Raw genomic sequence first — 14466 nt, 5'->3', positions numbered from 1 at the left:
CCAACTTCGCTAAATACCGGGAATTGCTCTGCGATTTCGAGCCTGAATTAATTATTTCCGATTTCGAATCGTTTAGTATGGTGTAACGATCTGGGCGCTGTCTCAGCCGTGAGCTCGGTGAAATTGTAGTCTCGGTGAAGATGCCGAGTACCCGCCACGGGACGGAAAGACCCCGTGCACCTTTACTATAGGTTGCCATTGGTGTTGGGTTCGGCATGTGTAGCATAGGCGGGAGGCGCTGAGCCGGGGACGCTAGTTCTCGGGGAGCCAACGTTGAAATACCGCCCTTGCCGTGCCTGATGCCTAATCCCGTATGACGGGAGACAGTGGCTGCTGGGTAGTTTGACTGGGGTGGTCGCCTCCAAAAGAGTATCGGAGGCTTTCAAAGGTCCGCTCAGTACGCTTGGTAACCGTACGCAGAGCGCAATAGCAGAAGCGGGCTTGACTGTGAGGCCGACTAGCCGAGCAGGGTCGAAAGACGGATATAGTGATCCGGTGGTTCCGCATGGAAGGGCCATCGCTCAAAGGATAAAAGGTACGCCGGGGATAACAGGCTGATCTCCCCCAAGAGCTCATATCGACGGGGAGGTTTGGCACCTCGATGTCGGCTCGTCACGTCCTGGGGCTGGAGAAGGTCCCAAGGGTTCGGCTGTTCGCCGATTAAAGTGGCACGCGAGCTGGGTTCAGAACGTCGTGAGACAGTTCGGTCCCTATCTGTGGTGGGCGTTGGAAATTTGACAGGACCTGTCCTTAGTACGAGAGGACCGGGATGGACCAGCCGCTGGTGCGCCGGTTGTACCGCCAGGTGCAGCGCCGGGTAGCTACGCTGGGACGAGATAAGCGCTGAAAGCATCTAAGTGCGAAACTCACCTGGAGATGAGATTTCCCAATTGAAGGCCCGTCGGAGATGACGACGTGGATAGGCGGCAGGTGAACAACTGGAAACAGAATAGCTGAGCCGTACTAAGTGGCCGAGGGCTTCGCTAATCAAGCAATTGAATCATTCGTCAAACGCGCCACCCGCGCTTCGTTTTTGTCCCCTTATGTCAACGTTATTGAGTCCTGCACGAACACGCAGTGACCCGCCAGCAATGGTGGCTTTAGCCCGGGTGTTCACCTCTTCCCATTCCGAACAGAGCCGTTAAGCCCCGGTGCGCCTATGGTACTGCCTTCACCGGTGGGAGAGTCGGTCGCCGCCAACCTTTTTTACAACCCCACGCCCCCCGCCCGCTTTCACCAGCCCGCGGGGGGCGTCTTGGTTTTAGGGCGGGCTGCAACACTGGGAAGTGTTGCCTTACTAAAAGTCTGTTGAGAGAGGTATCTATAGGTCCTGACAAGTTCTTTTTAGGCGCAACCTTTATGCTCAAATGGATTTTTAGTCAGACTCGTCTGAGGGTAAAAGCTTTCTAAGCTATAAATAATACAGGTATGCGTTTGACTTATCCATGGTTTCTGCTTGGGCTTTTGGCAATTGCCATCCCTGTTATTATTCATTTACTTCAACTGCGCCGGCCACAAAGACTTATTTTTACTAATACTTCTTTTATACAGAAAGCCGAACTGGTTAACGTACGGCATAGGAGAGTGCAGCATTTACTGGTGTTGGTTACACGGGTACTCGCTATCTCAAGCATCGTCTTGATGTTCTGCCAGCCTTTTATTCCTACTATAGGTCCTGAAAAGTCCTCCACTGGTATGAGTACTGACGTACTAATTGATAACTCTTTTAGTATGCAGCAACCAAGTTCAATGCAGCTTACCCTTTTAGCAGAGGCTATCGCTGAGGCTAGGGGTTTGAGCCAACTTGTGTCTTCACGAGATAAACTCACATTGAGAAATAGTGGAGGCCGGCTCGTTAATGTAGGAGAGTATCAGTCCAAGTTAGATGGACTTAGGTTTACATCACGTTCACCTCTTTCACTTATTAATGCAACGCATTCTGGTATAAATTCTTATAACTCGCTATTTGTTCTTTCTGATTTTCAAAAAAATGCATTTAATGCTAGCCATTTTGATAACATGGCGAAAGGTAATGAGTTGGTTTTAGTGCCCATGACACCAAAAGGTGTAGGCAATATATATGTAGATAGTATTTGGATTGATGATGCTATTGTTCGTGTACATACAAATATTGGCTTGCATGTAAGACTGCGGAATGGAGGAAGTTTAGTTGCAACTGATTGTCCAGTTAAGGTTTTCCTCAATGCAAAGCAGGTCGCTGCTTTTAGGATTACTGTTATGCCAGGTAAAGCCGTGGCTACTGTAGTTCAAGTGCAGGTCGAGGATGAAAAGCAGGCTTTGGGTCGTATTGTGACAGAAGATACACCTGTAACTTTCGACAATGCCTACTATTTCACATTGCAGCCTGCTGCAGCGATTCAAATACATGAGATTGCCTCTGAACCATTAACTCAGCAACTTTATAGCAACGAATCACTATTTAAGTATGCACATTCAAAGCCGCAGAGTGTGAATTACGGCCTAATGCGGCAAGCGGACTTAGTATTGTTGCGGGAGGTGAGTCAGGTTGATGCAGGTTTGCGTGAGGAACTCCAAGCAGTTGTGAAACGAGGGGGAAGCGTTGTAATCGTCCCCACGGCTTTAGTGGCAGGGCAATCTTCTCATCAGCAATTGTTTAAAGAGCTAGGTTTGGGCGGGGCACAATGGGAGGCTAATATTGTCGCTCCCGAATTGCGTGAAGTCGCAATGCCAAACTCGCAAGAACCTTTTTTTCGGGAAGTTTTTGGTGCCCAGCAGCGTGCTGTAACAATGCCACGTGTGGCGCCCTTACTGCGGTGGTCGCGCACTGGTACCGATATCCTTCGTTTGCGGGATGGAGAAAGCTACTTGGCGAGCTTCGTAAGTGGACTAGGGAAAGTGTATGTCTTTTCGGCACCTTTTTCTAAAGGGTATTCTGACTTTGCTCAGCACGCGTTATTTGTGCCGGTGATGTACCGCATGGCGATGCTGAGCTATATTAATGAGCAGTTACCAGCTTATCGCTTGACACAAAATACGGTGGCACTGAAGCTTCCGGTCGTGGCCGAGGCAATAAAGGACATTACAAGGGGCACTGATGAGGCTGGATTCCGTTTGGTAAAGGACAGTTTGACCCTGATTCCTGCTCAGCGCGTTTTAGGACATGAACTTCGACTGGATTTGCCGATTGGAATGGATACGCCTGGCTTTTATCAAGTGCAACGTGGGGGGAAGGTGGTGACTACTTTGGCTTTCAATCAGGACAAAAAGGAGTCGGAGTTAGCGGCTTACACGGCAGCTGAGCTGCGCGAATTAGTTGGCCCTGATAGACCAAATATTAAGGTTTTGGAAGGGGGTGCGCAAGGGGCTGCGCTCGCTAAGTTTAAGGCAGAACAGACTGGGCAGCCTCTGTGGCGTTATTTTTTAGTTTTTGCTTTGGTGTGCCTGCTCGCAGAGGCATTACTGGTGCGCTTGGCAACTCGACGGTTAGGCGCTGTACGGACTAAATTAGTAGTCTGAAACCTGCATAAGAAGGAAATTGAAAGAGTGGCTAGGTTGCGCAGTGTAACTTGCTACCTTAATTAATTTCAAGCTGATGGCTGCTGCTACTTTTGACCCTAATCCTACTAAAACGAAGCCGGCGACTGGATTGGTGACTAAAATTGGGCTGCGTTTTGGGGTAGGCGCAGGCTTAGTGTGCGCAATTTGGATGGTTGCTTTGCAGCTAACGGGTAATAACGGCTTTGGGCCTAAGCAAATTATGGCTCAACTGTTTGTGCCGCTAGCGGCGGTGACAAGTGAGTGGGTGTTACGGCGTCGCCTGAAACCTGAGAGGCCAGGTCTAGGCCGGTCGTTGGGGGTGGGTTTGTTAACGGTGCTGGTAGCTGCGCTTGTTTCGGCGAGCAGTTTGGTTGGAATAGCGCAGGTAGCCGGTGAAAAAGCAATAGCCGTCAACCGGGCTGAGATTCTGGAAATTGTTCACACCCAGCAGCGGGAGAACTCAAAGGTGAAGCTTAGCGAGCAGGAATTGCAGCAGCAGCTGCAAAAAGTGGAAAAGATTACGGTTGGGGATATGGCGGTTAGTAATTTCATACAACTGGTACTGCTCGGTCTCACGCTCGCGCTCCCGGGTGGAATATTTTTGCGAGAATAACATACTAGCCCTCGATTATGGAAGCTCACTCGCAACAGGCCACTCCGCTCGCTGTCGGTATTCGTTATGGCTTGTTACTGGCGCTGACCGCGTTACTAGTTGATTTTCTCACCAGAATTGCCGGTTTCAGCTTCGTTGTTTATGGTACTGCTGCTTTTGTGGGTTGGCTTATTGTAAGCATTGCCTGGATTATAACAGCGCATAAAGCTTTTAAAAACGCCAACGGAGGTTACATGCAGATAGGACAGGGGCTGACCATTGCCGTCGTAATGCTTTTATTGTCGGGAGTAGTTTCGGGCTTCTTCAACTACGTCTATCTGCATTACATTGACTTGGATTTTTTGGAGCGCATGAAGCAGGACATGGTCGATTTTATGGAGCGAAATAATATTCCCGATGAGCAAATAGAGAAAAGCACTGCCAGAATCGGTGAGATGAAGACGGGGCTAGGCAGGGCGTTGCTTGGTGGCTTAAGTAGTGGACTGGCAAGCGGAGTTATTATTGGGTTGTTGGTATCGGCCTTTACAAAGCGTAATCCTTCTGAGTTTGAATAAATCGTCCGCCTCTTTTCCGGTGGAAATTTCCATCGTTATTCCGCTGCTCAATGAAGCAGAGTCGTTGCCCGAACTCACGCGCTGGATTGCGCGGGTGCTCCAGACTCACGGCCTTACTTATGAAGTTATCTTGATTGATGACGGCTCGACTGATGATTCTTGGGAGGTGATTGAGGCTTTGGCTATGGGAGATGCTGCTTTGCGGGGCATCCGTTTCAACCGGAATTATGGCAAATCGGCGGCGTTGAATGTTGGGTTTGAGGCGGCATGTGGGCGGGTAGTGTGCACCATGGACGCCGACTTACAGGATTCGCCCGAAGAACTCCCCGAACTGTATCGGATGGTTACGGAGGATAAATTCGACTTGGTGAGTGGTTGGAAGCAGAAGCGGTACGACCCGTTGTCGAAAACGCTTCCGACCAAGTTATTTAACGGCGCTACGCGGTGGATTTCGGGTATTCGATTGCACGACTTTAACTGTGGGTTAAAAGCCTATGACCAGCGCGTTGTGAAGAGTATTGAAGTATATGGCGAAATGCATCGCTATATCCCAGTTATAGCGAAGTGGAACGGATTTCGCCGCATTGGCGAGAAGATAGTGCAGCATCAGGAGCGCAAGTATGGGGTGACAAAGTTTGGGCTCGAACGGTTTGTGTACGGCTTTCTGGATTTGGCCAGCATAACGTTTGTGAGCCGTTTTCGACGGAGACCTATGCACTTTTTTGGGACGTTGGGGACGTTGTCGTTTCTATTAGGTATGGTGCTCACATTGTGGCTCACCGGCGAGAAAGTGTGGTTGGCTTATCATAACCTGAAGGCGCGTAACGTAACCGACCAGCCATTGTTTTTTATGGCGTTGGTGGCAGTGATTGTGGGCGTACAACTGTTTTTGGCTGGCTTTCTAGCGGAAATGGTGCAATTGAATGGGCCACGCCGCAATGATTACTTGGTGCGGGAGAAGATTAATTAAAACGGGTGAATTGATAATGAAAAGGGCTTCCGCAGCCGTGACCTTGGTAGTTATTTAATTCAGTTGTCGTGCTTTCTGCTTTTTAATTCATGAAGGTTGTAATAATTGGTCCGGCGTATCCTCTACGAGGGGGATTAGCTACTTATAACGAGCGGCTGGCACGAGCTTTTCAGGAAGCGGGAGATGAAGTTCGCATTGTTACTTTCTCATTGCAGTATCCAAACTTCTTATTTCCGGGGCAGACGCAGTTTAGTGCCGAGGCGGGGCCGGCTGATTTGGCTATTGAGGTGAGTTTGAACTCCGTGAACCCGTTGTCGTGGTGGCAGGTGGGGCGAAAATTGCGAGCGGAGCGGCCGGATATTGTGGTGTTCCGGTTCTGGCTGCCATTTATGGGGCCTGCTTTGGGTACGGTAGCGCGGCTGGTGCGGCAAAATGGGCATACCCGGGTAGTGGCTATTACGGATAACGTGATTCCGCATGAAAAGCGACCGGGGGATGGACCTTTTACCCGTTATTTCCTGAGTGAGTGCGATGGCTTTGTGACCATGAGCCGCAGTGTGTTGAGCGATTTGCAACAACTAGGATTTAGCGCTAAACCTGCGTTGTACCGTCCACACCCACTGTATGATAATTTTGGACCAATTAAAATCAAAGACGAAGCCTTACAGGCTTTGAAACTGCCGAAAACAAGCGGGTATTTATTGTTTTTTGGCTTTATCAGGGCTTATAAAGGTCTGGACATTATGCTACAAGCTTTTGCGGACCCGCGTATAAGTGCCATGCCTGTTAAATTAATTATTGCAGGTGAATTTTACGAGGATGCAGCTCTATATGAGGAGTTAATTACACGCTTTGCTTTAGAAGATAGAATAATTAGAGCTACGGATTTTATACCTAACGAAAAGGTAGTAGATTATTTCTGCGCGGCTGATTTAGTTGTGCAGCCTTATAAAAATGCTACACAAAGCGGGGTGTCACAAATAGCTTATCACTTTGAGCGGCCCATGCTGGTTACGGACGTAGGCGGGCTCGCCGAGTTAATACCGAACGGAGTGGTAGGGTATGTGGTGGCCCCGAGGGCGCAGGAAATTGCAGATGCAATAGTTGACTTCTACACCAACCAACGAGAAGGCGCTTTTGCAGCGGGGGTGCGAGACCAAAAAAAGCAGTTTTCGTGGCCGCTGATGGTGGCCGCCCTTGAAGAAGTGGCCGGTTTGACCAAGTCGAGCACCGTGGAGTCTTAAAGCTAGTTTACGACATACCAAGAATGTCGGCAGGGCGTGAGCTTGCTAGCGCCAAACCGGTAGGCTTGACAGCGTTGCCTGTACGGCTTGCATCACCTTCTCCGCTGGCAAATCCTCCATGCAGCTGGTGCCAAGCTGACAAGTGCCGCGGTAGAAGCAGACGCATTCCCGGTTGGGGCCCACGAGCTGACCACGGCCGTAGAGGTCGAATTCGTGGGGGTTGAAAATGTTGTTCATCAGGATGGTAGGCTTGCGCAGGGCAATGCTGATGTGCATGGCCATGGTTACTTGTGTAACAATGGCATCCATCTGGTGCATCAGGTTGATGAACTGGGGAAGAGGGAAGGTGCCCAGATAAGCCGCGCCGGTGGCGCTGTGGAGGACACGGTTGCGGGCATCTTCGGCCTCGCCGCCCAGCAGTACGGGGGTGTATCCCGCTTGCTGAAGCTGAGTTATAAGGCTAATCCATTTCTCGTCGCTCCAGAGGCGGGTGGTCCAACGGTCGCCGCAGCCGGTGTTGAGGCCAATGCGGGGGCCGGTAGAAGGCAGTGGGCTCCAGTCGTAGCCTTTGTCTTCGTGGGTATCAAAAACGTATTCTTCGCCGCGGAAGTCGAAGCCGCAGAGCTCGAATATTTCCTGGACGTAGGGCATGGTGTTGGCCTGACTTACCTGGTCGAAAAGGCCGGTGAGGAATTTATGCTCGGCCAGCTGATTTTGGGGCCAAGCCACGCCGTCGTGCGGGCGCAGGGAGTAGCCGAATTTCGCTTTTGCCGGAATGGTGTTCAGCAGGGCGCAGGCTTCTTTTTCCTTGTCGAGGTTGATGACCACGTCGAACTGCCGGGCTTGCAGCTGCAGAGCGCTAGCGAAATCAAACTTTAGAATTTCATCCACTTCTGCCTGTGGCAGGATGGCCGGCGTGTGCGTGAGCCAAGTGATGAAGCAGCCGGGGCGTTCCTGCCGCAAGCGCCGCAGCAAGGGCGTAGTGCGAATGACATCGCCAATGGCCCCGAGCTTGATGATAAGCAGCCGGCTGGATACGGGTGCATACACCGGGCAGCCCTCGCACACGTAGCCGTGCGTTTTGTTGGGGCGGCAGGGAAGGTCGCCGCGAAAGTGACGGCAATCGGGGTGGACGGTGAGGTTGTTGAGCAGGTGAGACACAGAAGCGCGGGGCAGGAATGGAAAAGCAAAAGTAGCCAGCAAGGACAGCTTATAGTCCCACACTAAATTGACCGCTGGTGACTTGCATGGACGTCCCCGTGGGGAAATTGATGCCAGTGAAGGTAAAGGTGCCGTTGACACGGGTGGCCGTAAGGGCCGTGACCACAATGGTGCCTGAGCCAGACACAGTGCCGGCTCCATAATTAGCACCGGCGTAGTACACCGTTTGTGTACCCGGGCCGATGGTGCTGTAAAAGGCCGAGGCCTCGCTGGTCGGGCTAAACGAGTAGGTGCCGACGGCTCGCGGCATTTCAAGCGATACGTAACTGGTAATTGGGCCCGCTGGATTCAGCGTGCCACTGATGGAAAGCGTTATGCTGGTGTTCTGGGACTGGAGCATGGTGGTAGTAACTGGGGTCCCGTCGACGGTCCAACTTAACACTGGGGCAGGCTCCGGGTTTGGGTCGGTTTTGTTGGCGGAAGAACAGGCAACTGGAACTGTCAGCGCAAGCCCCGCCGTCAGGTGCAGAACGATATTACGGGCGATGCTCATTAGTAGAATGACATAATTGATAGAATGACATAATTGAGGAAAACCGTCACCGTACCGCCGCACTACATAAGAGAAGGCAGCAGGGGTTAGCGGCCAACGTAAGTTGCTGGTGTAATGGCCCGCAATTCAGACTTTACCGCCTCGGCAACGTCGAGCGTATTAATGAATGACCGAATGCTGTCGGCGGAAATGGCCTCACCTGTGCGAGTAAGGGCTTTGAGGGCGTTGTAGGGGTCGGGGTAAGCTTCGCGGCGCAGAATGGTTTGAATGCCCTCGGCCACCACGGCCCAGTTGGCTACCAAATCGCGCTGTAAGGCTGACTCATCGAGTGCCAGCTTGCCCAAGCCGCGCTGCAGGGCGCCGAGGGAAATGAGAATGTGCCCAAGCGGCACGCCCAGGTTGCGGAGCACGGTAGAGTCGGTGAGGTCGCGCTGCAGGCGGGAGATGGGCAGCTTGGCCGCGAAGTGCTCGAGGAGGGCATTGGCAACGCCGAGGTTGCCTTCGGCGTTCTCGAAATCGATGGGGTTAACCTTGTGCGGCATGGCCGAGGAGCCCACTTCGCCGGCTTTGATGGTCTGCTTAAAGTAACCAAGTGAAATGTACTGCCACACGTCGCGGGCCAGGTCGAGTAGGATGGTGTTGAGGCGCTTGAGGGCGTCGCAGTGAGCGGCCAAGTGGTCGTAATGCTCGATTTGGGTAGTGGGGTAGGAGCGGCTAAGGCCCAGGCGGGCGGTGACGAAGGTGGTGGCGAAATCGTGCCAGTCAACCTGGGGATAGGCTGCGAAATGGGCATTGAAATTGCCCGTGGCCCCGCCGAACTTGGCGCCGAACGGTATTTGGGCCAGCAGTGCAACCTGGGCGTCGAGGCGGGCCACAAACACTTCAACCTCCTTGCCCAGGCGGGTAGGCGAGGCGGGCTGCCCGTGGGTGCGGGCCAGCATGGGCACAGCCGCCCACTCCTGGGCCCGGGCTGAAAGGGCGTTGCGCACCTGGGCGTAAGCTGGCAAGAGCTCGCCCATCAGCGCATCGCGGAAACTCAATGGGATGGCCGTGTTGTTAATGTCTTGCGAAGTGAGCCCGAAATGAATAAACTCGACAAAACCACCTAGTCCCAGCGCCGTGAATTGGTCGCGCAGGAAGTATTCTACCGCTTTAACATCGTGATTCGTTACGGCTTCGTGGGCCTTGATGGCTTCGGCGTCAGCTTCGGTAAAAGCCTCATAAATGCGCCGAAGCGCCGGAAAAGTATCGGTTAATACACCCTGTAGCTGAGGCAGAGGCAACTCCGCCAAGGCGATGAAGTATTCGACCTCGACTAGCACGCGGTAGCGCATCAGGGCCATTTCAGAAAAGCGGGTGGCCAGGGGGGCCGTGGCACGAGCATAGCGCCCGTCGAGGGGCGAAAGTGCGGTAAGAGGACTGGGCATGGTGGCAAAAGTACGGGCAGAAAGCAGCGTTGCACTACCCAAGCTCCCCCGTACCGGGCACATTACTCGTATAGTACCTCCAGCGCGACAACTTTAATTCTGCTTCCCGCGGCCGATTTTCTTACCTTTGATGGTGGCGAACCCGCCCACTTTACTGTATTCCGTGTCCATATCTCCTTCCACTAAACGTCTTATTTTCGGCATAGTAGGCGGTTTCGCCTTGTTGTTGCTGGTGGCTTTTGCCGTATTTCAATGGAAGCGCCAGCAGTTGCTCACCTATGCCCTGGGTGAAGTAAAAGCTAAAGTTGAACGCAAGTATCCCGTTATCCTCACCTTAGGTCCTGCCGAGTTCGCCGGTTTCAAGACCGTAGAAATAGCCGGGATGAGCCTGGTTCCTCGCGATGCTCCTAATGATACCTTGCTCACGGCCAAGCGCCTGCAAGCTAGCTTGAGCGTGCGCTCGCTGTTTGCAGGCCGCCCGGTTTTCAGTGGGCTCGAAATTTTGACAGCCCGCCTTACGGCACGCAAAACTCCTGCCGGTGACAACTATGGTTTCTTGGTAAAGAAGGATAAAACCAAGACTATACCCGTTGACACGACCAAAGGCACTAATTATGGCTTGCTGTTAAACCAAGTGCTGGAAGCCGGCTTCGACAACGTGCCCGGCGAAGCGCACTTTAAGGATTTCTACGTCAGTTACCTAACCCCGCGGCATACGGCAATCATGCAATTGCCGGAGCTGCAAATCAAAGATGGGGATATCTCGGGACGCCTCACGGCCAACATCGACTCGGTCGTGAACGAGTTGGGCATCACTGGGCACATCGAGCCCGGTGACTATGCCCTCACTGCCCGAGTGTTTGGCCGAGGTGGTTCAATACAGCTTCCCTACCTGCCGCGCCGCTTTGGCGCCATGGTGAGCTTCGATACGGTGCTGGTGAGCCTCATTAGCAAGGACTTTAACAAGGACGAAACTGGGGGCCGGCTCACGGTGCGCGGTTCGGTGGCGGCGCGTAATTTCAGTTTGTATCACCCCAAGCTGGCAGCCAATGAGATTGAAGTGAAAAGTGGCTCCATGGATTTTGTGGCCACTTTGGGCCGTGGCACAGCTTCTTTGGAGAAGGGCAGCCAGGTCACGGTGAACAAGCTGGTGATGTTTCCCGAAATAAGCGTGCGATTGAAGCCAAGCCGGGCCGTCTCCATCAAGGTTACATCTGCCGAAACCGAAGCCAATGACTTCTTTTCGTCGTTGCCTACCGGTATTTTCGACGAAGTGCGCGGGGTGCGCGGCACCGGTACGCTCACCTACCGCATGAGTGGCAGCCTCGACATGGCCCAGGTAGACAGCCTCAAATTTGATTCGAGCCTAAAGGGTAATAACTTCAAGCTGACCAGCTTTGGCGAGGAAGACCTGAACAAGCTCAATACACCGTTCCGGCACACTGTATATAACGACAAGGGCGATTCGGTGCGCACTTTTGTGGTGGGACCGCCGAACCCCGATTTTGTGTCGTACAACGACGTGTCGCCGTTCCTGATTCACGCCATCACTACGGCCGAAGACCCGCGTTTCTTCGCCCACAAAGGCTTCATGGAGAAGGCTTTTGTGAAGTCAGCTATTCAAAACATCAAGGAGCGGCGCTTTGCCCGCGGCGGCAGTACGCTGTCGATGCAGCTCGTGAAAAACGTGTTCCTGACGCGCCAAAAAACGGTAGCCCGCAAGATGGAGGAAGCCCTGATTGTCTGGCTGCTCGAAAACATGAAGGTGGCCAGCAAGCAGCGCATGTTTGAGGTCTACCTGAACATTATTGAGTGGGGCCCCAGCCAGTACCGCTGGCCCAGTGGTAAGCGTGGCGTGTATGGCGTAAAAGACGCGGCCTTGTTCTACTATGGTAAGCGTCCCAGTGAACTCAACTTGTCTGAGAGTCTCTACCTGGCGAGTATCATTCCCAAGCCCAAGTACGCCCGCTACTCCTTTGATGCCTACGGCGACCTGCGCCGCAGCACCCGCTATTTCTTTCGGCTGATAGCCGACATTATGGCCACGCGAGGTCTCATTACGAACAACGAGCGGGACAACATGGGGTATAACCTTAACCTCAACGGTCCGGCGCGTAAGTACATGAGCTTTGCACCACGGCCTGATACCACGCGCATTACGGCACAGGCCGACTCTAGCCAGTTCGAGCCTCTAAACCTGCTGGACCTGCTGAACACGGGCGCCGATGCCGGTGTGAACATCGGTGCCCCCGGTGTGGATGCAGGAAGGGCGCCGCGCTAGAAACGAGTAAAGCGCGCCAAGGTCATAGTCCAGGTGTTGCTCAAAACGCCTGATTAAGCAAACGGTACGCGCCTATTGATGATAAGAAAAAGGAAAGCCCTTCGCTTCAAAGCGAAGGGCTTTCCTTTTTACATATTGAGACTTGAGCATTAAATGCTGCTACTTGCAGCGGTTCCAAGTGCATCAAAGCTTCAGTTTCAAGCAAGGTCCATTGCTAATGGGTTTCCGGTAGCCACCTATGCTTCGACCTCCTTTTTGGGCCATACCACCGATGCCAGCACGCTTAGCACGAGCAGGCCGCCCACCACGCCCAGCGCTATGGGCATGGGGATGGGGAAAAAGCTTTCGAGTAAAATCTTGGCACCAATGAACACGAGAATCAGCGAGAGGCCGTAGTGCAAATAGTGAAACAGACGCATCATGCTGGCCAGGGCAAAATACATGGCGCGCAGGCCCAGCAAAGCAAACACATTGGAGGTGAATACAATAAAGGTGTCGCGAGTGATGGCCAGAATAGCAGGAATGGAGTCGGCAGCAAATACAACGTCGGTGGTTTCCACCATTATTAATACCACAAACAAGGGAGTTGCGAATCGCACCCCGTCGCGGCGCACAAAGAATTTACCCCCTTCAAACTGCCGTGTGATGGGCAAATGACGGCTCAGAAAACGCACCACCGGGTTGTTTTCGGGGTCAATTTCAGGCTCGTCGCCACTCAGGCCCATCCGAATACCGGTGTACATGAGGAAGGCCCCGAGCAAGTAAATGAGAAAGTGAAACTTGGCCAGCAGGGCGCCCCCTACCAGAATAAACACGGCCCGCAGAATCAGCGCGCCCAAAACGCCCCAGAATAGAATGCGGTGCTGGAACTCCGAAGGAACTTTGAAGTAGTTGAAAATGAGCAAAAATACAAACAGGTTGTCGACGCTCAGGGCTTTTTCTACCAAGTAGCCGGTGAGCCATTGCAGGCCGGCTTCGTGGCCCATGGTGCGGTAGACAAGAAAGTTGAAGCACAGGGACAACGCTACCCAGAAGGCACTCCAACTCAACGCTTCGCGCAGGGTTACGGCGTGGGCTTTGCGGTTGAACACCAGCAAATCGAGCAGCAGTAGCCCGATTACGAAAATATTAAAAACAAACCAAAACAGAGGGGTATTTTCCATGCGTTGGGGCAAGATACGCCGAGGCTAGCAAGCTTGTTGGGGTAGTGGCCGAAAGAAAGGTTGAATAAATTGGCCACCCGGGGCAGAAAGATATCAAAGAGGCCATCGATAGCCATCCCCGCCGTTAGTTACTGCCTTAGTTAGGCGGCCGCTCCCGAGTAAACCCATAAGTTAATGGTAGGGCCAAATGTTCTGTTGGCCCGCGTCTTTACCGGCTGCCAACGGGCTTAAGCGGCCGGAACCAGCTACTGGCTTTCATCTGCAGCACGCCAAAGAAGGCTTCCTCCACGATGCCCTTCGACATTTTGGAAGTGCCGCGGGTGCGGTCGGTGAAAATGATAGGCACCTCTTTGATACGGAAACCCAGCTGGTAGGCCAGCCATTTCATCTCAATTTGGAAAGCGTAACCTACGAAATCAATTTCATCTAAATCAATGGCTCGCAATACTTTTGCCGAGTAGCACTTAAAGCCGGCAGTGGCGTCGCGGATGGGCATGCCTGTAACCAGGCGCACGTACCAGGACGCAAAGTAGGACATCAGCACCCGCGACATGGGCCAGTTGACCACGTTCACGCCTTGGATGTAGCGCGAGCCAATGGCCATGTCAAAACCCTCCTGCACGCAGGCGTCGTGCAGGCGCAGCAAGTCATCGGGGTTGTGCGAGAAGTCGGCGTCCATCTCAAAAATGTAGTCGTAGCCGTGTGCCAGCGCCCAGCGGAAGCCATGAATGTAGGCCGTGCCGAGGCCCTGTTTGCCCTTGCGCTCTTCTAAAAATAGCCGTCCGGGGAAAATGGCCTGCAGGCCTTGCACAATGGCGGCCGTGCCGTCCGGGGAGCCATCGTCGATAATTAAGACATCAAATGCTCGCGGCAACGACATCACCTTCCGGATAATCAATTCCGCATTTTCGCGCTCGTTGTAAGTAGGAATTAGGACGAGGCCTTCACTCATGGGCTCAAAGATAGGGTTAAGGGGCACGA

11 protein-coding genes and 2 rRNA genes are annotated in these 14466 nt (G+C 52.9%); 8 read left to right on the top strand and 5 right to left on the bottom strand.

Going from position 1 to position 14466, the window contains the following annotated elements:
* The 7 genes from ACP7AJ_RS11225 to ACP7AJ_RS11195 form a co-directional block, all read left to right on the top strand.
* Positions 1–987 (top strand): 23S ribosomal RNA (locus ACP7AJ_RS11225); the annotation flags it as partial.
* A gap of 103 nt (positions 988–1090) precedes the next feature.
* Positions 1091–1202, top strand: a 5S ribosomal RNA gene (gene rrf, locus ACP7AJ_RS11220).
* 226 nt (positions 1203–1428) lie between these two features.
* On the top strand, positions 1429–3498 hold the full coding sequence (locus ACP7AJ_RS11215) for a BatA domain-containing protein (protein WP_426060285.1): 2070 nt from the start codon (positions 1429–1431) through the stop codon (positions 3496–3498).
* 76 nt (positions 3499–3574) lie between these two features.
* Positions 3575–4132, top strand: a complete 558-nt coding sequence (locus ACP7AJ_RS11210; RefSeq protein WP_426060284.1) for a DUF4199 domain-containing protein — start codon at positions 3575–3577, stop codon at positions 4130–4132.
* A gap of 17 nt (positions 4133–4149) precedes the next feature.
* Positions 4150–4686 (top strand): DUF4199 domain-containing protein, encoded by a 537-nt coding sequence (locus ACP7AJ_RS11205; RefSeq protein WP_426060283.1) that lies wholly within the window; start codon positions 4150–4152, stop codon positions 4684–4686.
* Positions 4679–5656, top strand: coding sequence for a glycosyltransferase family 2 protein (locus ACP7AJ_RS11200; protein WP_426060282.1), 978 nt, complete (start codon positions 4679–4681; stop codon positions 5654–5656). The genes ACP7AJ_RS11205 and ACP7AJ_RS11200 overlap by 8 nt, the downstream gene beginning before the upstream one ends.
* Before the next feature lie 89 nt (positions 5657–5745).
* Positions 5746–6900 (top strand): glycosyltransferase, encoded by a 1155-nt coding sequence (locus ACP7AJ_RS11195; RefSeq protein ID WP_426060281.1) that lies wholly within the window; start codon positions 5746–5748, stop codon positions 6898–6900.
* Positions 6901–6945: 45 nt separating this feature from the next.
* Here the strand turns inward: ACP7AJ_RS11195 and ACP7AJ_RS11190 are convergent, their stop codons facing one another.
* The 3 genes from ACP7AJ_RS11190 to purB form a co-directional block, all read right to left on the bottom strand.
* Positions 6946–8061 (bottom strand): glycosyltransferase family 9 protein, encoded by a 1116-nt coding sequence (locus ACP7AJ_RS11190; protein ID WP_426060280.1) that lies wholly within the window; start codon positions 8059–8061, stop codon positions 6946–6948.
* A gap of 49 nt (positions 8062–8110) precedes the next feature.
* Positions 8111–8461: a DUF6252 family protein gene (locus ACP7AJ_RS11185; protein ID WP_426060279.1), complete on the bottom strand. Its 351-nt coding sequence runs from the start codon at positions 8459–8461 to the stop codon at positions 8111–8113.
* Between the two features lie 239 nt (positions 8462–8700).
* The gene (purB, locus tag ACP7AJ_RS11180) at positions 8701–10041 is read right to left on the bottom strand and encodes an adenylosuccinate lyase (protein WP_426060278.1); all 1341 of its coding nucleotides are present in this window, start codon (positions 10039–10041) and stop codon (positions 8701–8703) included.
* A 163-nt stretch (positions 10042–10204) separates the two neighbouring features.
* On the opposite strand from purB, the gene ACP7AJ_RS11175 reads away from it, so the two are divergent.
* Positions 10205–12322 carry a transglycosylase domain-containing protein gene (locus ACP7AJ_RS11175; RefSeq protein WP_426060277.1) on the top strand — a complete coding sequence of 706 codons (2118 nt, stop codon included), beginning with the start codon at positions 10205–10207 and terminating at the stop codon, positions 12320–12322.
* Positions 12323–12558: 236 nt separating this feature from the next.
* Here ACP7AJ_RS11175 and ACP7AJ_RS11170 read toward each other — a convergent pair whose 3' ends face one another.
* Together ACP7AJ_RS11170 and ACP7AJ_RS11165 are read right to left on the bottom strand one after the other, a co-directional pair.
* Entirely contained in the window at positions 12559–13485 is a 927-nt protein-coding gene (locus ACP7AJ_RS11170) for a TerC family protein (protein ID WP_426060276.1), read from the bottom strand.
* Between the two features lie 208 nt (positions 13486–13693).
* Entirely contained in the window at positions 13694–14437 is a 744-nt protein-coding gene (locus ACP7AJ_RS11165; RefSeq protein ID WP_426060275.1) for a polyprenol monophosphomannose synthase, read from the bottom strand.
* Positions 14438–14466: the final 29 nt, after the last annotated feature.

It is taken from the genome of Hymenobacter sp. B1770, assembly GCF_049896385.1.
Taxonomy (GTDB): domain Bacteria; phylum Bacteroidota; class Bacteroidia; order Cytophagales; family Hymenobacteraceae; genus Hymenobacter.
Note: the sequence above shows the minus strand (reverse complement) of the source record. Positions and strands in the feature narration are given on the sequence as shown.